Here is an 18,069-nt window from a genome sequence, read left to right as displayed (position 1 = left end):
TGAACTTGAAATAGTTACTTAGTTTGTCGCTGTTGAGTATTGCTGTGTCGGCAGTGGTGCAGCTTGTGCTGAACAACATTTGACTTGCATCTCAAGGACGCGAGAATTGAAGCGACATGATTTGTTGTTGATTTCGCGAAGGAAAGACAGGCCACCCGCGCGTGTTGTGTAGCGTGTTTGTGTACAGCTCATAAGCGTTTGATCTGGTCCACATGTGCCTGTGTCTGATTTTTGGATTGTGCGTGTTTCGCATGAAAGCTGTGCTTCACGTGCAAGCGCAGCTGATGCCATAGAGCGCGCTGAGCGTGCATCTTCTTTTGCTTGCTGAGAAAGCGAAACGGCTTGTTGTGCTAGAGTGCGAGCTTCGCTGACGCTTAGGTTTGTTTCTGAAAGTGAACGTTTCGTGCCGTCTAGCTCTAGGCTTACCTGACAAATGCTTTCATTTGCTTTTTCAGCATCGCTACAATAATCGGCGACGCGCATGTCGCTGGGGAGGGATTGGCAAGCTGTCGCAAATACTGCTGTCGCAACCGCGCTGATAACCAGTTTCAAATTCATTTCATCACCTTTGGTCTTGTATATTTCGATCGAGTATCGCGTTGTCATGATAAGAAGGTCAATTCAGCTCGCCCCATTGGGGAATTACGATGCTGTAATAAAGTCCAAAATTACCAATCCTTACGAATATTAATCGAAGTAAAGCAATAACGATGCCGTTGAGAGCGGTGTAACTGTTACAATACTTTAACTATAGGCGGCGATGCATTCTTTGACTTTGCCTTCACTGTTGAAAATGAAGGTTTCAGCTACATCTTGGCCTTGATGATTCTCAAAGAACAGCGTGATGCTGTCGGATGAAACAAAGATTTTCTGTACATCGAAAAACAGGCTGCGTGCATCTTCTATGGCGGCATTCCAATATTCAACGAGTGCTTTTTTACCTGTCAGTGAGGGGCTATCATGCTCGATTACTGTTTTGAGCTTTGGAGAATGGTAGATGATGTCGTCCGCATAGTGATTTGCGATAGCTTCTATATCTCTATCATTCCATGCTTGCACCCAGCTACGTGCGAAAGTTTCGGCGATATCTCTCGTCAACATTAGAAAATCCTTGAGGCTTCGTGGCGTGTAATCGGTAGGTGAGGCGGAATGAATCAATTTGCGAACATTGATAACTAGCGAGCAGATGGGTCAAGTCTCAAAAATTAGGCTTTAAGTTAAAATAACACGTTGAAGTTGTATTAATGATGTGTTTATATTTTTGCGTGCTGTGACGTTTGGGCATATTGGTAAAAATTGCACGCAAGCGTTGACTGACAAAACGTGTCTGCGGAGATAATAAGATGCAATGCTTAATCTAGCCTGCCGATTATTGCGTGCGAATAAGTTATAATAGGAGCATGTAAATGCCTGATAGTTCTAGTATAATTGGGCCTGAAATTGGTGCGGCACGCGGCAATGAAGACATTATGTCAGCTGTGGAGCGTGGCCGTTTCAATACGCGCGGTGTTGTAGCTGGACCTGACCAAGTTGATATGAATAAGGTCAATTTGCTGCACCCAGAGTTGTGGCGCAGTCAGAAATGCTTCGAGTATTTTCAATGGTTGCGTGATAATTCTCCAATCCATTACACAGAAGATTCTCCTGAGGGCCCATTTTGGTCAATTACCCGCTTTGACGATATTGTGGCGGTTGATAAAGACCATGAGCGTTTTTCTTCAGACTCTAAATATGGTGGGATCACAGTCGTTGATTTGAATGAGGGCTTTAAGCTGCCCATGTTTATCGCGATGGACCGTCCAGAGCACACGAAATATCGCAAAGCTGTGCAGCCTGTACTGGATTCTGAGAGCCTGAAAAATTTCGAACACCTCATACGCAAGCGCACAATTGAAACGCTTGATAGTTTACCAATTCATGAGCCGTTTGATTGGGTGGATAAAGTATCTGTTGAATTGACGACGATGATGCTGGCGACCTTGTTTGATTTTCCACAAGAAGAGCGTCGCAAATTATCGCGTTGGTCTGATGTCGCTACGGGTAAGTATAACAAAGAGATCTGCCCAGGCGGTGAAGCGCAATGGCAAGCTGAACTTACCGAGTGTTTGATGAAATTCATGACGCTTTGGCAAGAGCGCGGGAATCGCGATGAGCCAGGCCATGACTTACTCTCTGCCTTAGCGCATAATGCGGCAACGAAAAATATGACGCCTCAAGAATTGCTGGGCAATCTTATTCTGCTGATTGTGGGTGGTAATGATTCAACGCGTAACACAATGACAGGCTCGGTGTATGCTTGGAATAAATACCCTAAAGAATTTGAGAAAGTAAAAGCAGATCGCAGCCTCGTACCGAATATGGCGGCAGAAGCGATACGCTGGCAGACATCGCTTGCATATATGCGTCGTACCGCTGTTGAAGATGTGGAGATGCACGGCAAGACTATCCGCAAAGGCGATAAAGTGTTGATGTGGTATGTCTCTGGTAATCGTGATGAGCGCGCGATTGAGCGTCCAAATGATTTTTGGATTGGACGTCCGAATGTGCGTCGCCACCTTTCATTCGGGTTTGGGATCCACCGCTGTGTGGGTAATCGTTTGGCTGAAATGCAGATGCGTATTCTATGGGAAGAGATACTTAATCGCTTCAACTTTATTGAAGTGCTTGAAGAGCCTGAGCGTATGCCAAACTCCTTTGTGCGCGGATATAAGAGTTTGAATGTTATTTTGCATCCGCTCTGATACCGCTTAGATAAGTCGCTCCCTGCGGGATATAGGCTATTAGGGTGCAATCATTGCTTTACGTGATTTCTTTCCCACTCTAACCATGTGTTGCACATGTGCAGGGCGGGAGAGAAGATAATGCAGGATCGTATTAAGCCATTTAAAGGCGTAACCAATTTTCGTGACTTTGGTGGGTATGACACGGCGGACGGGCGTCGTGTGAAGACTGGCAAGCTCTTTCGTACGGCAGCTTTGCATGAAGCACATGAAGATGATTTTGCCATACTCAATGGATTGGGCATTGATTTTCAAGTTGATTTGCGTCGCCAGTCTGAGCGTGTATCTGAACCCAATATCTGGGGGCCGCATGAAGTTCATACTTTCAATGATTTAGGCGCGTACAAGGCATCGCATTTAGAGTTTCTCGATAAAGGAAATCTGACGGGCCAAGATGCGCATAATTTTATGACAGCGTATTATGCGGTGGCTCCATGGGTGGAAGCACATGTCTGCCTGTATACACGATGGTTTCGGCGATTGGCTGAAACGCAAGGGGCAGGTTTGATTAACTGTGCTGCGGGTAAGGATCGTACGGGGATTGGGTGCGCACTAACTTTGTCGCTCTTGGGTGTGCCTGAAGATGTGATTTTAGAAGATTATATGCTGACGAATGACACAATTGATTTGGATCAGCGCTTGCCGCATGTGCGCGCGAAATGGGAAAAACGGCTTCGATTAAAATTGGATGATGAGACGTTATATCCGTTTCTAGGTGTAAAAGGTGAATACTTACAAAGTGCGATGCATGCTATTCAAGAAAAGCACGGTTCGTTGGCCAATTATACAAAAGATATACTGGCAGTCGATGATACGCTAATAGAGGCATTAAAGTCTAAATTGCTCGAATAGAGTGGTTTGGTTAGTTTCCTTTTGTGGTGACATATTTGAATTCTTCTAGCGCGTATATTTGTATTGAATATCCTTATGGTGATCCGGTGGAGGTGTTTGAGCCTTTGCGGGATATTCCGTTTGCGATGCTTATGCATGGCAAAGGAAAAAGGTGGAGCTATATATGCGCTTATCCTTTGGAAACGCTAGTTTTTTCAGGACGAGAGCAGTGCGACCCTCTTGCGAGTATTGAGAATAATTTAGGGCAATTGCAATTTGAAAGACCTGCCGGAGCACCGCCTTTTTGTGGAGGATGGGCTGGGCTTTTAAGCTATGAATTTGGTAAGAGCATTTTACCAAAATTGAAAGAAGGACCAGAGCGTTCCGCATGGCCGGACTTAGCGTTTGGTCTTTATAATCAAGTGCTTGCTTTTGATCATGAAGAGAAAAAAGCCTATCTATACCATTGGAATTGGAAGGCATCGCAAGGCGGCTGCATAGGGGCGGAGGCAACGGCAAGTGTTGGTGCGGGTGACCTTTTGGAAGCCCTACGGTCCTCGTCTAGTATTGGCCTGTGGCAAGGGAGTTTGTGTGCTGGGATGCCTGTGCCGCGAGAGAGTGTGCAGGGATATGAGCAGAAGATTGCTCGGACGGTGGAATATGTTTTTGCCGGAGATTGTTTTCAGGCAAATATATCGCAAGCCTTCGATTTCAACTTGGAGACCGGCGCGCATCCCTTTCATCTGATAAAGAGATTGAATGACAGGAGCGCTGCTCCCTTCTCATCCTATTTTCGGTTGGATGGTTTGGTGCTCGCATCCAATTCGCCTGAGCGCTTTTTGAAAACGCGTCTTGATATTGATGGCGAGCTTTATGTTTCCACCAAGCCAATTAAAGGCACGCGTCCGCGCGGGAAGACACCGGAAGAAGATGTTGAGCTGGCAACGCAATTATTGGCATCTGAAAAAGATCGCGCTGAAAATCTGATGATTGTCGATTTAATGCGCAATGATTTGGCGCGTGTGAGTGTGGCGGGATCAGTAAAGGTTCCTAAATTGAACGCGCTGGAGAGTTTTGCCAATGTGCATCATCTTGTATCGACGGTGACTGCGCGACTGCAAAAGGGCAAAGGGCCGATCGATTTGTTGCGTGCAGCCTTTCCCGGAGGGTCTATCACTGGCGCGCCGAAAATACGCGCCATGCAGATTATTGCTGAATTGGAAGATGCAGCGCGTGGCCCTTATTGTGGATCGCTGGTCTGGATTACGCCCGATGGCTGTATGGATTCATCTATTCTTATCCGCTCGACTGCCTTTCAAGATACGCCTGAAGGCTGGAAAGGTGAGTTTCGTGTGGGAGGCGGTATTGTTGCGGATTCTATTCCTGCCAATGAATATCAGGAAACGATTGATAAGGGCCAAGCGCTTGTAAATGCTTTGATGTGGGATCGCGTCGGCGAGGAGGGCAAAGATGATTGACCGTATTTGGATGAATGGCGAATGGATGGATGCGGGTAACGCGCATATTTCGCCACAAGATCGCGGTTTTTTGCTGGGCGATACCTGTTTTGAGACTTTGCGATTTGGCGAAGGTGTTATTGAGGGGAAGGCAGCGCATATCAAATTGCTTCGCAAATCAATGGCAGTTCTTGAAATGCAGGGCGGTCCTGATGATGCAGATATTTATGCAGCGCTAGAAGAGGCTGAAGCGGCGCTAAACAAAAGTGGCGCTATAGAAGCGAGTGTGCGAATAACATTTAGTCGCGGGCAAGGGCGGGGGGCTGTTGTGCTCGGGGAGCCTATGCTTGTCATACAGATGAGTAAGATAGAAGCGGGGCGACCCTATGCGCCATTAAAACTCATCACTAGCCCTATCCGCAGAAATGAAACATCTCCTCTAACGCGTATCAAAGCGGGATGTTATGGAGATCATCTTGCGGCGCTGAGACATGCGCAAAAGGCGGGTGGCAATGAGGCGTTGATGCTGAATATGCAAGGCAATGTTGCGGGGTTGGCAATGGGTAATATTGTTGTGTTTAAGGAAAATGGCCTGATAACACCGCCAATCGAAGATGGTGTGCGCGCTGGATTTATGCGCCAACAGGTATTTAAACGGATGAAAGATCAGGGGCTGCAAATAGAGGAGCGCTCTGTTAGATGTTCAGAGATTGAGCAGCCCGAGGGTGTTGTGTGTGGTTTGAATAGTCTTTGGGGGGTGCGTCCTGTTATATCCATTGACGGACGCCAGATGCCGAACTCTTCACCCGCCTATGAGCAGTTTGTTCTACGTGCTTAGCAATTGCCCGGATCAGATGTTGATCCAACCCAAATAACTTTTTCTGACTGACGTGGACGCAAATAAAAGCTCTGTTGCAGTGTAGATGTTGATGGAATGATATACTGGAACGGGGTGTCGTATTTGTATTCGACTTCTGCAAGTATGACTGACCCAGATGTAGGCATGATACCAGCATCTACCGTAAGTTTTTTGCCTTTGTTATAGGGTGTTTGGCCACCGCGAGCTTGGCTCCATTCGACGACTGCGTTGCCATTGTTTGGATCTTCAACAACGCTAGAGACACGCAATTTCACAAGCTTTGAATCTGAAGGACGAATGATGCGGCTGGATGCATAGAATACATCTTCAATTTCGCAGTAATTGACTTCGTTTGTGCGTGCGACAAGGTCTGCAATTGTGCTCGCGGTTGCAGTAACGCGGCGGTCAGATTCAACTAAGAATGAAACTTCAATTGTTCCAAAATATAATATAGCAATAAGAGGTAGTATCAGCGCAAACTCTAGCGCCGCGACACCATCTTTATTTTTCCAAAAGCGTTGAAATAGGTGTTTTTTCATCAGAAAGGCTCATTTCTGAAAACAGCAGTGGAGTGTAATAAGCGTTTGTTACCACTCATGTTTTTTAGTCCGGAAGACATTATGGGTGTGATTAGGTTCCATTCATAGTAAACTTGAACAAGAACGATTTCACTTGGGCCGCCAGGGTTGTATTGAAAATTGTTGTCTAGTGAACCATCTTTTTTGAGCGGCAGTTCGTCGTTGGCATCTGATGCAACGAAATCGTCATACCTTCTAACATCTATATGAAGGCGTGAATCACATGCGAGGAGATCGAATAGATTTCCACATACAAGAGCTCTAAAATCACTCTCTAGACCGGCGCGTTCCTGAATTTGTCCTGTACGAATTTGGCGAGAGGCTTGAGACACACCATAATCAAGTGTTGTCGTCATAAGGAAAATCATCGCTATTTCGATGAGGCCGAATACCAGAATGAAAAAAGGAGCTGCTATGAGTGCAAATTCAACCATAACGGCACCGTCTTTGTTTTTCCGAAAGGAATGAGCAAAGGCGTTGAGGCGACGTTTCCATCGCGGTGTTTTAAGCACGCATGTTGGCGTTTTGGTCATTGGTATGACACCCTGGAATTGCAAATCTGTTTGATGGTATACCAAAAAACTATGAAGCAATTCCTTTTTCAGGTTGTAGAATTTGCATATTATTTATCGCAACTATGATTTGCGACGACGTTTATGGAGCCTACATTCCAGATTTTACGGGGCGACATTTATCGTGGCACGCATAAGTGTTGGTGTCTTGTCCGCGTGCAATCGTGAGTGAACCAACGTCGCTTCTTTCCGATACAAGTAGTTGGCTTGTGTGGATTGTGCGCCCAATGGAATCTAGAACGATAAGATTAGTGGCACCAAAGCTTAGGCCAGTTAGCAAGAGTGTGTGGTTGTCGTGAACGGCCACTGTTGCAACATCTGGGTTACCAATAATAATGCTGCCCATAGGTTTGCCAAGGTGCAGTAATTGCGTCTGATCAATGAAGACATCAATTTTTTGTTCTGTGTTGGACGTTTCAGCCTGGGCTGAAAGACTAGCTGCACCAATAAGTGTGGCTGCTGCGGCAAATTTTAAAAAATTAAAAGCCATGTAAGAACTCCTGATTATCGCACCGGTTCGCGATTTGACCTAAAATTAATCGTAAAACTTGAATCAAAGACTAAGAAACGTGTTCTCCAGCAGTCTGCGGGGTATTTTGTTTCTGCCAGACAATGTCATGGCTTAGGGGAGGGAGGGTGCAAAAGCTAATTAGTACCCGCACGCGTACGCACGTATACGCGCGCGGAGAATAAAATTTACCTGCCGTAGATTAGGGTAAACCAAAGGTTACAATAAGGGGGGGTATTTTCATGGTAAACAAGTAATTACCTGTTTACCAGACAAGTTTTTACTTGTTTAAACTTCGATTTCATCAATCTATTCTATACATAACTCATCCACCGCCGAGAAGACTACAAAATAAGGGGTGGGAATTTTAAATAGCCATGCAAATGAAATGCGGAGAATACAAATGAAAAACCTTATGAAAAAATTCTTTAACGACGAGTCTGGTGCAACTGCAATCGAGTACGGCCTAATCGCTGCTCTTATTTCTGTTGCAATCATCACTGGTGTATCAACTGTTGGAAATAACGCTAACGCAACATTTAACGAAGTTTCTGGTAAAATGGTTGCTGCTCCTAAGTCATAAGCTTAGTCGAGTATTAAAATTGAAAGCCGTCGGTTTATTCCGGCGGCTTTTTTTGTTCAATTTGATAATTTTAAACATGTAGTCTCAGGCGGGCACGCAAGTAACTTTAAATTCACCATCAGTGTTTAAGCCTTTGCTCATATTCTAGCCTTTGTGGCTTTAGGGGAGTGAGAGGGGCGTATGATTATTATCATATTAGCGGGTGTGTTTGCGGGTTTGCTCGTATATGGAGCAATCTATGATGTGCTTGAGCGTATCATCCCAAATTGGGTTTCTATTGTCATTGCGCTGGCATTTCTTCCCGCAGCTTACTTTGCACATTTAACTTTACATCAATTTGGATGGCATCTGCTTGTCGGTTTCATCGCGTTTATTGCGGGTGTTGTCCTGTTTTACTTAAAAGCATGGGGTGGTGGGGATGCTAAACTTGTTGCTGCGACATCGCTTTGGATGGGCGTATCTGGTGGAATGACGTTTTTAGCGGCCTTTGCGATTGCGGGCGGTATTGTCGCTATTCCTTTGATTATCGTGCGCCGGTTGAAAATCGAGCCGAAAAATGAGCGTCTCGCTAAAATATTTGATGTCAAAAAAGTGCCCTATGGCGTTGCGATAGCGGCGGGAGGTTTCTGGGCAGCGCCGAAATCATTGATTTTGATAAATGCTCTGAATGCGATTTCTGTCGCGAATTAACGATAAGTTTAGGACATGCGTGAAATTGTAACGCAACAAATGCAAGGTCCAGAGGACTTTAGGAGAAGTAAATGCCAGTCATGCGTCTAATAATTCTACTTGTTGCGGCAGGTGCTGCAATAGCAGCGGCGTTTCTTGTGAATGGAATGCAGGGCTCAACAGCACCTGCTGTTATGCCTATTCAAACAAGTGCTCTGACAGGGCTTGGGGAGACGCAAGAAGAAATACCGGTGACGAAAGTTCTTGTTGCTGCGGCAGATTTGAAAGTAGGGACGTTTGTTCGTGAAGGCCAATTGAGCTGGGAGCCTTGGCCAGAAGAAGCAAATACAGTTTCTTTCTTTACAGATGAGGTAAACCCTGACGCGCTTGAGGCGATGCAGGGTGCTGTTATTCGTACGAATATGATGGCTGGTGAGCCATTGACGTCAGAGAAAGTTGTTCACCCAGGTGAGGCGGGCTTTATGTCTGCTGTTTTAACGCCGGGTATGCGAGCTGTGAGCGTGGAAATTACAGCTGAAACAGCTGCGGGTGGTTTTATCTTTCCAAACGATCATGTGGATGTCTTCCTAACTTTTGAAGTTGAAGTCACCAAGCCAGAAGGTGTGGTGGAAGAAACTGCAATTGATACAATTTTGAACAATGTGCGTGTTCTGGCGATTGATGGATATTATTTGCCAGTGGGCGGTGATGCAGGTGAAGCTGTAGTTGGTCACCGTGCAACGCTGGAATTGAGCAAACAAGATGCGATGGTGCTGATGGCAGCACAAGAACGTGGTGATTTATCACTTGTTTTGCGGTCAGTAAGTGAGCTGAGTGGGCCTTCAGGGGCGACTGCAAATGGGTTGGCATTAGCTGCGCGTCGCGGTGGTGGATCAGACGGTGTGCGCGTATTCCAACGCGGTGTAAGTGCTGCGCCAATGAGCGCACCTGCTGGTGTGGTGCAAAGTAATGTGGGGCCGGGAAATGCAAGACCGGCCGGACAAGAATTCAACCAATCATATAATGGTAGGCAGAACGCGCCTGCCCCCTCGTATGCTGGCGATGGGGCCTAGAAAGGGCTGTGACAATGAAAACGATGTTTAAAAAAATTATGGTATCTGCCTGTGTTGCTGCTTTAATGAGTAGTGGTGCGGCGTTTGGGCAATCTAGGCCTACGGGTGGCGAAAGTCAGACGATCAAAGTTAAAGTGACCGAGCCAGGCCAAAGTGCGACCTCGCGTTCGATCAATATCGCTCAAAATAAAACAGCCGTTTTGGAATTTGAAGAAGATGTCGATGATATTCTGGTTGCAAACCCAGAAATTGCCGATGTGCTCGCGCGCTCTAAGCGTCGCATTGCTGTGCTTGCTAAGGGTAAGGGCGAAAGCAGTATTATCTTTATGAATGCTCGCGGTGAAGAAATTCTCGCACTAGACGTGATTGTTGCAGGACAAGGCGTCAGCGAGTTGCAGGCACTTATCGAACAATATGTCCCTCGCTCTGCAATTAAAGCTGAGTTTGTGAATGGTGCCATCGTGTTGGCAGGGAAAGCACCGAGCCTTTCCGATGCAGACATGGCCATCCAATTAGCGCAACAATTTGTTGTCGAAGAGAGCCCTGTGATCAATATGATCTCAATTGAGGGAAAAGATCAGGTTCTGCTTAAAGTGCGTATCGTTGAGATGCAGCGCTCTGTGATTAAGCAATTGGGTGTGAATTTGTCCGGTACGCTAAGTGTTGGTGAACTCGCAAATAAAACAGCGCAAACAGCTTATGATGCAGCTACTGGAGAATTGCTTCTGGATGCAGCAGGTGAGGCGTTGGAAGTCTTTGCGCCAGCTGCACCTTGGGATCAATCTGTAAAATTTGGTACTTCAAATGCACTAGGAATTTCTGGTTCAGCATTAGGCGGACTAAACCTTTCACCAAGTTACAACAATTATGTTGGTGATAAGCTTCAAAGCTCTGCCGGCTTCTCTGTTGATATGCTTGAGCGAATTGGTTTGGTGCGAACATTGGCCGAACCAAATTTGACGGCACTATCTGGTGAAAGCGCTAAATTCCTCGCGGGTGGTGAGTTTCCCGTCCCGTCAGAGGTCGATAGTGATGGTCAGGTTGTACTTGAATTTAAACCTTTCGGTGTGGGCTTAGGTTTTACACCGGTTGTGTTGTCTGAAAGCCGTATTTCAATGCGTATTTCCACTGAGGTATCGGAAATGACCTCTCAAGGTGGATATCAAATTGGTGGTGAAGTCTATGTGAACTCCAATGGAACCACAGTTACTTCACCAGCGGTAGTTATCCCTGCATTGAAGGTGCGCCGCGCAGATACGACAGTTGAGATGCCATCTGGTGGCTCACTTGTCATTGCTGGGCTTATTCAAGAGCAGACACGCCAAGCGATGGATAAAGTGCCCGGTGTTGGAAACATTCCGATCCTAGGTTCGCTTTTCCGTTCTCGTGAATTTCAAAACGAAGAGACTGAATTGGTCGTTATCGTGACGCCATATCTTGTGGACCCAACGGACCCTAAGAAATTGCGCGCTCCTGATGATGGTTTGGTCAACACGCGTGATGCAAAAGCTATTTTCTTCGGGAAAATGAACCAAGTGTATGCAGTGGCAGGCGCTGAAGTGGAACCGGAATCAGGCACAAGCGGTGCCGGGTTCATCTTTGATTGATGCAAGGGGCGAACATGAGCAACTGGAAAACATTCGCGCTTCTTGGCGCTTCTATACTGGCAGTGACGAGCTGTAGTCAAAGTGCAGAAACGCTTCAGGTTTCGAATGCAAAGCATCGCGAAATCGAAGTTAAAGAAGAGACACACTATCTAGAGCTCTCAAATCTTGCTCAAGGCTATTTGAAACAAGAAGATCGTCGTCGCGTCGAGGATTTTGCTCTGAAATTTGGTAAAGATGGGTATGGACCTATCGTGCTGAGTGCACCGGAAGGGTCTCAACAGGCACCACGCATTATCGCGTCGATAAAGTCCATTTTGTCTCAAAGCGGTGTCTTACCAGATAAAATTACCGTGGGTGGCTATAGGCCAGCAGCTAATGAAGCGGCAGCTCCATTGGTTATGGCATTTAAAACATATGAAGCACATGTGCCTGGATGCTCAACTGTGAACGAGCATGATTGGACAGATTTAAGTTCAAATACTGCATTGCCTAGTTTTGGGTGTGCCGTGAATGAAAATATCGCGATGATGATAGCTAAACCAGGTGATTTGCTTGGTCAGCGGGAAATTGGTCCTGGGGATTCATCTCGCCAACTTACTGTTTATGAAAAATATCGCCTTGGTGAAAGTACTGCCTCTTCGCAAGAAGCCGATGGCGGCAGCACGCAATAATAGACTTGAATTTTAGGAGGGCTCACATGACAGGTCCCAATGACACGCTCGATGATGAAACCTATGAATCTCTAATTGAAGAATTAGGGTTGGATTTGGACATTGATGAGCCAATCGGTGAATTAGAAACCGAAACGAGTGCCTCCGAAACTGCGTCTTTTGATGCAGCTGAAAATGGCTTTGGAGGTGATGCTTCAGAAGCTGCAGGTGAGCAAAACGATAGCGGTGTTGAGATTTCAGCAGATCTACTGGCTGAGCTACAAAGTGTTATTGGTGGAAGCGCAAGTCAGGCGGCTGACTTTGATGAAGATGCAACCTTCACTGAAGACCCTTTGAACGTGGATGGTGAGATTGATCTTGCGGATGCGCTTATGGGCAAGGAGCCTGATCTTGGTCAACACGTTCAAGAAGAGCAAGCACCTGTTGAATTGAGCACATCTGAAGAATTAGACGATGAAGACGATGAGTTCACATCAATTTTTGATGATTTAGACCTGACAGAAGCTGACCTTGTGCAGACCAATGATGCAACAGTACAGGAAGATGAGTACACAGCGCCATTAAGTGAAGCTGACGAAGATGAAGAGTGGGCTTCAAATACACCTTCCGGCGAGTATGTTGGAGGAGCGGATAATGTTGATGATATCCTCGCAAATGCATTGTCCAAAGAGTTTGAACCGCCTGTAGACAATGGTGACTTTTCTGATCGCTTTGCTGCGAGCGCAATGGACGAAGAGCATGTTGAAGAAAAAGCGCTAAAGCCGTCGCGTAGTGAATTGTTTGAAAGCCCGCACAAGAAAGCGGAACGTCAATTCAAGCCTGAGTATGAGCCAGTAGAAGACGAGCTAGATTTTGATCTGGACGATTTTGCGGATGATGCAGAGTTGACGACACATCAAGCAGAGCCTGCTGCGCCGGTTAGCCGTAAGGCGGAGGCAAAAGCGCCTCTTCTGCCAATTGCTGATCCAGAAGAATATGTCGCCGCCACTGCGAGTGTCGAGCTACATGATGACGATGAAGCTGATTTCGGCATGTCTCCTATTGAGGGTGGCGATCGCGTCATTCCGCGTATTAATATTCATGCTTTTTGCCAGACACAATTGTGTCAGCAGATGTTGAACAAGTCGATGCAAGACCGTCGAATGATCAATGTCACAGCTAATATTCAAGATGGTGGTGTGCCAGCGGCAATCAATTTCTATCAAGAAAATGAAATGCCACACATGATTATTGTGGAGTCTGTATCAGCCTCAGGACGTCTGCTCGCGGAGTTGGACGAGCTTGCTCAATTATGTGATGAGGGCGTCAAAGTTGTCGTTATCGGGGCAGCAAATGATATTCGGTTATATCGCGAGCTTATGCGTCGTGGTGTATCTGAATATATTGTGCCGCCGCTTGAAACTGTACAATTAATCCGAGCCATCTCTAGCCAGTTTGCCGACCCTGAACAGCCATTTGTAGGTAAAACACTTGCTGTAACAGGTGTTAAAGGTGGTGTTGGATCATCTACTATTGCGCACAATTTGGCATGGACGCTTGCGGAGCGTTTGCAATTGGGAACAACGCTTGTTGATCTGGATCTGAACTTTGGAACGACTGGGTTGGATTTCAACAATGAATCTAATCAAACGATAGCTGATGCTTTGCTTGCGCCAGAGCGCTTCGATGAAGCTGTGATGAGCCGTTTGATTACGCAGGCAACTGATAATCTTTCCTTGTTTACGGCACCAGCAAGCCTAGATCGCACATATGATATGGATGAAGAGACTTACTCAACAGTTCTCGATAAAGTCCGCTCAAGTGTTCCTTATGTCGTGTTGGACTTGCCGCACATTTGGACCGATTGGTTTAAGGGTACAGTTGTTTCAGCAGATGAAATTGTTGTTGTTGCGCAGCCAGATCTTGCTTCCCTACGCAATGGTAAGAATTTGGTCGACTTCCTAAAAGCAGCGCGCCCTAATGATAGTAAGCCGCGACTTGTTATCAACCAAGTTGGTGTTCCCAAACGGCCTGAAATCCCTGTGAAGGATTTTGCTCAGGCGATAGATTTGGAGCCAGATCTTGTGCTTCCTTTTGATCCTCAATTGTTCGGTACTGCTGCTAATAACGGTCAGATGATTGCTGATATTGCTGAAGATTCAAAATGTTCTCAAGGCATTGATTATCTAGCGTCTTTATTGTCAGGGCGTGAAATCAAAACTGAGCGTAGTTCACTATTGAACAAATTGTTCAAGCGTTAGGGGCAGAATATGTTTGGTAAGAAGCCAAATTCTTTTGGGAGTGGTGCACCGGTTAAACGTGCACCTGTCGAGCCTCAAGGTGATGGGGATGCGGGTGTAATAGAGCCGCCTCCAGCTGCAAAGTCAGCGCCTAAGCCCGCTGCGCCTAAACCTGCTGTTGCCGCGAAACCACCGGTTAAGCCAGCAGCTCCGGCGCCAACTCCTACAAAAGCTGCGGCTCCTAAAAAACGTGAAGAAAAACCCAAAGTAAAACAGGTTATTGAAGAGCGTTCTGAGTCTTACTATCTTGTAAAAACTGAGATTTTTAACGCGCTTATTGATACAATTGACCTCTCTCAACTTGCGCAACTAGATCAAGAAAGTGCGCGTGAAGAGATACGCGATATTGTGATTGAGATTATCTCAATCAAGAATGTTGTGATGTCTTTGGCGGAGCAAGAAACGCTCCTTGAGGATATCTGTAATGATGTGCTTGGTTATGGTCCGCTAGAGCCTTTGCTCGCACGTGATGATATCGCGGATATCATGGTCAATGGTGCAAACTGTACCTATATCGAGGTCAACGGTAAGATTGAACGTACGAATGTGCGTTTCCGCGATAACGGCCAGTTGATGAATATCTGTCAACGGATCGTGTCACAGGTTGGCCGCCGCGTGGACGAATCTAGTCCGATATGTGATGCGCGTCTTGCTGATGGTTCGCGTGTGAACGTAATTGCGCCGCCGCTTGCGATTGATGGTCCAACACTCACTATTCGTAAGTTTAGAAAAGACAAGCTGACGATCCAGAACCTTGTTGAGTTTGGTGCTATCTCACCTGCGGGTGCGGAGATATTGCGCATTATTGGGACATCACGCTGTAACGTATTGATCTCAGGCGGTACGGGTTCTGGTAAGACAACTCTTCTCAACTGTTTGACGGCCTTTATTGAGCCGGGTGAACGCGTAATTACATGTGAAGATGCTGCGGAACTTCAATTGCAGCAGCCTCATGTTGTGCGTCTAGAGACACGTCCTCCAAATATTGAGGGACAAGGTAAGGTGACAATGACCGACCTTGTGAAGAACTGTCTGCGTATGCGTCCTGACCGTATTATCGTGGGTGAGGTACGTGGACCCGAAGCGTTTGACTTGCTTCAAGCGATGAACACGGGTCACGATGGTTCAATGGGCACACTGCACGCCAACACGCCGCGTGAGGGGCTGTCGCGTGTGGAATCTATGATCACAATGGGTGGTTTTGCACTTCCACAGCGCACGATCCGTGAAATGATTGTGGGCTCTATTGATGTTGTAATTCAGGCCACACGTTTGCGCGATGGTTCCAGAAAAATTGTATCTATTTCAGAGGTTATGGGACTAGAGGGCGATGTGATCGTGACTCAAGATGTTCTGCGTTATGAAATTGATGGTGAAGATGCCAATGGGAAATTGATTGGACGTCACCGTGGAACAGGGGTGGGGCGTCCGCGCTTCTGGGAGCGCGCAAAATACTACAATTTGGAAGGTGAACTTGGCCTTGCATTAGATCAGTTGGAGACAGCCTGATGGATCAGTCTATGATTGTCTATCTCATTGCTGGATTGGCATTTGTAAGTGTGGTCGGGCTCGGGTTTGCATTCACTTCGGGGGGAACAACACAAGCCCAACAAAAGCGTTTTAAGCAAGTTGCGGTAGGTGCATCATCTTCGGGTAATAAACGCAATGCGGCGGCTGACTCGAATGCATTGCGCCGAAAGCAAATGCAGGATTCGATGAAGACCCTGCGTGACCGCGAGCAAAAGCGCCGCAAAGATACGCGCGGAAAGACAATCAAAGACAAAATTGATCAAGCCGGCTGGGTGATTTCCCCCGCGATATTTTGGCTAGTCTCCGTCGGTGTTGGAGCAGGTGCAGCATTAGTTGCATGGATATTGGGTCAGACTTACCTTGTCGTTGCTGGGGTCGGATTTGCTGGTGCTTTGGGAGTTCCACGCTGGATACTCGGAATGGGTATTGCGCGACGCCAGAAGAAATTCACTGTGCAGTTTTCCGATGGTATTGATGTGATTGTGCGTGGTATCAAGACGGGTCTGCCTTTGATTGAATGTTTGCGTATTATCGCTGCGGAATCTCCTGCGCCCTTGGGATCAGAATTTAAGCGTGTGATTGACTCAATTCAGATGGGCTCAACCGTAACCCAATCGCTTGAGCGTCTTTATCGCAGAATGCCGCTACCTGAGGTGAACTTCTTCAATATCGTTATCGGTATTCAGCAGCAGTCGGGTGGTAACTTGTCGGAAGCTTTGGGGAATTTGTCGGAAGTTCTTCGGTCTCGTAAAATGCTGGGAGAGAAAGTCAAAGCGCTTTCATCAGAAGCAAAAGCATCAGCCATGATTATCGGTTGTTTGCCGCTAGCTGTGATGGTTCTGGTTTACTTCTCATCACCTGATTACATCAAATTATTGTTTACGCATCCAACAGGGCATTTTGTGCTGCTCATTGCAGCGGGGCTGATGGGGGTTGGTATTTTCGTCATGAAGCAAATGATGAAATTGGATGTCTAATGCGCACTTTAAAGGCAGTTGGTCACAATGATTGAAACAGCAACAGATCCTGGATTTCTAGCCGCGCTTTTAGCGGGGCTTGCCTGTTTTGCGACGATTTTGACAATCGCTGCTCCAGCGCTAAAGGGAAACAATCTTGATACGCGTTTGAAGTCTGTATCAAACCGCCGTGAAGAATTGCGTCGTAAGAGCCGTGAGCAATTATCTCAAAAAGGTCTGCGCCGGACTGATGAAGGGGTGATGAAGCGCATTGTGGACAAGCTAGATCTACAATCTGCACTTAAAGATGATAACCTAGAAAAAGCGCTTGTTCAGGCTGGTTTGCGTGGTCCCAGACCCGTATCTGCATTCTATTTTGCGCGTTTTGCCTTGCCATTTGCACTAGGGTTATTTGCTTTTTTGTATCTGCACTTTGTGAATGATTTTGATCTGAATACTCAGCTTCAAATTTGTGCTGTCATGTTTGCAGCAGCAGCCGGATTTTATGCACCAAACATGTATCTGACCAATCGTGCAGACAAACGTAAAGCGTCAATTATGAAAGCTTTTCCCGACAGTTTGGACATGATGTTGATTTGTGTTGAAGCGGGTATGTCTATCGAACTTGCTTTTGCGCGCGTGGGAGAAGAAATCGGGACTGCTTCTGTTGAATTGGCCGAAGAATTAGGGCTGACCACAGCGGAGCTTTCCTATTTGCAAGAGCGCCGTCAAGCGTATCTAAACCTTGCGGAGCGGACAAATCACCCTGGTATCAAATCAGTTGCTACGGCGCTCGTGCAGGCTGAAAAATACGGTACGCCTATGGGAACAGCTCTAAGGGCGATGGCAAAAGAGAATAGAGAAATTCGTATTCTTGAAGCCGAGAAAAAGGCAGCAGCCTTGCCCGCAAAACTAACGGTCCCAATGATTGTATTCTTCTTGCCGGTTCTGTTTCTTGTTATTGGTGGTCCTGCTTATATCCAGATTAAAGGTCAAGAGGGTGAAAAAGGAACAGAAGTTAGCCCTATGAGCCAAGCGGTGGAATAAAATTTACAGTCACGAATGCGCTTGACTATCCTAATAAAAAAGCCGGACCATTTTTAACATGGTCCGGCT

18 protein-coding genes are annotated in these 18,069 nt (G+C 46.5%); 13 read left to right on the top strand and 5 right to left on the bottom strand.

From position 1 onward, the window contains the following. Positions 1 to 18 precede the first annotated feature (18 nt). Both ACFQS8_RS06545 and ACFQS8_RS06540 read right to left on the bottom strand, forming a co-directional pair. Positions 19 to 558 (bottom strand): hypothetical protein, encoded by a 540-nt coding sequence (locus ACFQS8_RS06545; RefSeq protein ID WP_382166461.1) that lies wholly within the window; start codon positions 556 to 558, stop codon positions 19 to 21. Between the two features lie 186 nt (positions 559 to 744). Further along, complete coding sequence (locus tag ACFQS8_RS06540) at positions 745 to 1,101, bottom strand: nuclear transport factor 2 family protein (protein ID WP_382166460.1); 357 nt, start codon at positions 1,099 to 1,101, stop codon at positions 745 to 747. Between the two features lie 305 nt (positions 1,102 to 1,406). Between ACFQS8_RS06540 and ACFQS8_RS06535 the strand changes: the two genes are divergently transcribed. The 4 genes from ACFQS8_RS06535 to ACFQS8_RS06520 all read left to right on the top strand — a co-directional run bounded on the left by ACFQS8_RS06535 (position 1,407) and on the right by ACFQS8_RS06520 (position 5,906). Beyond that, positions 1,407 to 2,741, top strand: a complete 1,335-nt coding sequence (locus ACFQS8_RS06535; RefSeq protein WP_382166459.1) for a cytochrome P450 — start codon at positions 1,407 to 1,409, stop codon at positions 2,739 to 2,741. A gap of 120 nt (positions 2,742 to 2,861) precedes the next feature. Then, on the top strand, positions 2,862 to 3,632 hold the full coding sequence (locus ACFQS8_RS06530) for a tyrosine-protein phosphatase (protein WP_382166458.1): 771 nt from the start codon (positions 2,862 to 2,864) through the stop codon (positions 3,630 to 3,632). Between the two features lie 35 nt (positions 3,633 to 3,667). Beyond that, a complete protein-coding gene (locus ACFQS8_RS06525; RefSeq protein WP_382166457.1) occupies positions 3,668 to 5,089 on the top strand; it encodes an anthranilate synthase component I family protein in 1,422 nt (473 codons plus the stop codon). After that, entirely contained in the window at positions 5,082 to 5,906 is an 825-nt protein-coding gene (locus tag ACFQS8_RS06520; RefSeq protein WP_382166456.1) for an aminotransferase class IV, read from the top strand. The genes ACFQS8_RS06525 and ACFQS8_RS06520 overlap by 8 nt, the downstream gene beginning before the upstream one ends. Here the strand turns inward: ACFQS8_RS06520 and ACFQS8_RS06515 are convergent. The 3 genes from ACFQS8_RS06515 to ACFQS8_RS06505 form a co-directional block, all read right to left on the bottom strand. After that, on the bottom strand, positions 5,903 to 6,466 hold the full coding sequence (locus tag ACFQS8_RS06515; protein WP_382166455.1) for a TadE/TadG family type IV pilus assembly protein: 564 nt from the start codon (positions 6,464 to 6,466) through the stop codon (positions 5,903 to 5,905). The two genes, ACFQS8_RS06520 and ACFQS8_RS06515, sit on opposite strands and share 4 nt — an antisense overlap. Next, on the bottom strand, positions 6,466 to 7,038 hold the full coding sequence (locus tag ACFQS8_RS06510) for a TadE/TadG family type IV pilus assembly protein (protein ID WP_382166454.1): 573 nt from the start codon (positions 7,036 to 7,038) through the stop codon (positions 6,466 to 6,468). The genes ACFQS8_RS06515 and ACFQS8_RS06510 overlap by 1 nt, the downstream gene beginning before the upstream one ends. Positions 7,039 to 7,168: 130 nt before the next feature. Then, positions 7,169 to 7,567, bottom strand: a complete 399-nt coding sequence (locus tag ACFQS8_RS06505; RefSeq protein ID WP_382166453.1) for a pilus assembly protein N-terminal domain-containing protein — start codon at positions 7,565 to 7,567, stop codon at positions 7,169 to 7,171. 421 nt (positions 7,568 to 7,988) lie between these two features. Here ACFQS8_RS06505 and ACFQS8_RS06500 point away from each other — a divergent pair, with 421 nt between their 5' ends. The 9 genes from ACFQS8_RS06500 to ACFQS8_RS06460 all read left to right on the top strand — a co-directional run bounded on the left by ACFQS8_RS06500 (position 7,989) and on the right by ACFQS8_RS06460 (position 18,000). Next, positions 7,989 to 8,168 carry a Flp family type IVb pilin gene (locus ACFQS8_RS06500; protein ID WP_382166452.1) on the top strand — a complete coding sequence of 60 codons (180 nt, stop codon included), beginning with the start codon at positions 7,989 to 7,991 and terminating at the stop codon, positions 8,166 to 8,168. Positions 8,169 to 8,348: 180 nt separating this feature from the next. Further along, complete coding sequence (locus ACFQS8_RS06495; RefSeq protein ID WP_382166451.1) at positions 8,349 to 8,858, top strand: A24 family peptidase; 510 nt, start codon at positions 8,349 to 8,351, stop codon at positions 8,856 to 8,858. A 71-nt stretch (positions 8,859 to 8,929) separates the two neighbouring features. Further along, a complete protein-coding gene (gene cpaB / locus ACFQS8_RS06490; protein ID WP_382166450.1) occupies positions 8,930 to 9,910 on the top strand; it encodes a Flp pilus assembly protein CpaB in 981 nt (326 codons plus the stop codon). A 14-nt stretch (positions 9,911 to 9,924) separates the two neighbouring features. Continuing rightward, on the top strand, positions 9,925 to 11,517 hold the full coding sequence (locus ACFQS8_RS06485) for a type II and III secretion system protein family protein (RefSeq protein ID WP_382166449.1): 1,593 nt from the start codon (positions 9,925 to 9,927) through the stop codon (positions 11,515 to 11,517). Positions 11,518 to 11,531: 14 nt separating this feature from the next. Then, positions 11,532 to 12,188, top strand: coding sequence for a CpaD family pilus assembly protein (locus tag ACFQS8_RS06480; protein WP_382166448.1), 657 nt, complete (start codon positions 11,532 to 11,534; stop codon positions 12,186 to 12,188). A 26-nt stretch (positions 12,189 to 12,214) separates the two neighbouring features. Continuing rightward, positions 12,215 to 14,428 (top strand): AAA family ATPase, encoded by a 2,214-nt coding sequence (locus ACFQS8_RS06475; protein ID WP_382166447.1) that lies wholly within the window; start codon positions 12,215 to 12,217, stop codon positions 14,426 to 14,428. A gap of 9 nt (positions 14,429 to 14,437) precedes the next feature. Then, complete coding sequence (locus tag ACFQS8_RS06470) at positions 14,438 to 15,976, top strand: CpaF family protein (RefSeq protein WP_382166446.1); 1,539 nt, start codon at positions 14,438 to 14,440, stop codon at positions 15,974 to 15,976. Next, the gene (locus ACFQS8_RS06465; protein WP_382166445.1) at positions 15,976 to 16,974 is read left to right on the top strand and encodes a type II secretion system F family protein; all 999 of its coding nucleotides are present in this window, start codon (positions 15,976 to 15,978) and stop codon (positions 16,972 to 16,974) included. Before ACFQS8_RS06470 ends, ACFQS8_RS06465 begins: the two co-directional genes overlap by 1 nt. Before the next feature lie 27 nt (positions 16,975 to 17,001). Beyond that, positions 17,002 to 18,000 carry a type II secretion system F family protein gene (locus ACFQS8_RS06460; RefSeq protein WP_382166444.1) on the top strand — a complete coding sequence of 333 codons (999 nt, stop codon included), beginning with the start codon at positions 17,002 to 17,004 and terminating at the stop codon, positions 17,998 to 18,000. Positions 18,001 to 18,069: the final 69 nt, after the last annotated feature.

Origin of the sequence: Hirschia litorea (assembly GCF_042665075.1) — a bacterium.
GTDB classification, from domain to species: Bacteria; Pseudomonadota; Alphaproteobacteria; order Caulobacterales; family Hyphomonadaceae; genus Hirschia; species Hirschia litorea.
The sequence above is the reverse complement of the archived record's forward strand: the minus strand, read 5'-3'. Positions and strand labels throughout refer to the sequence as shown.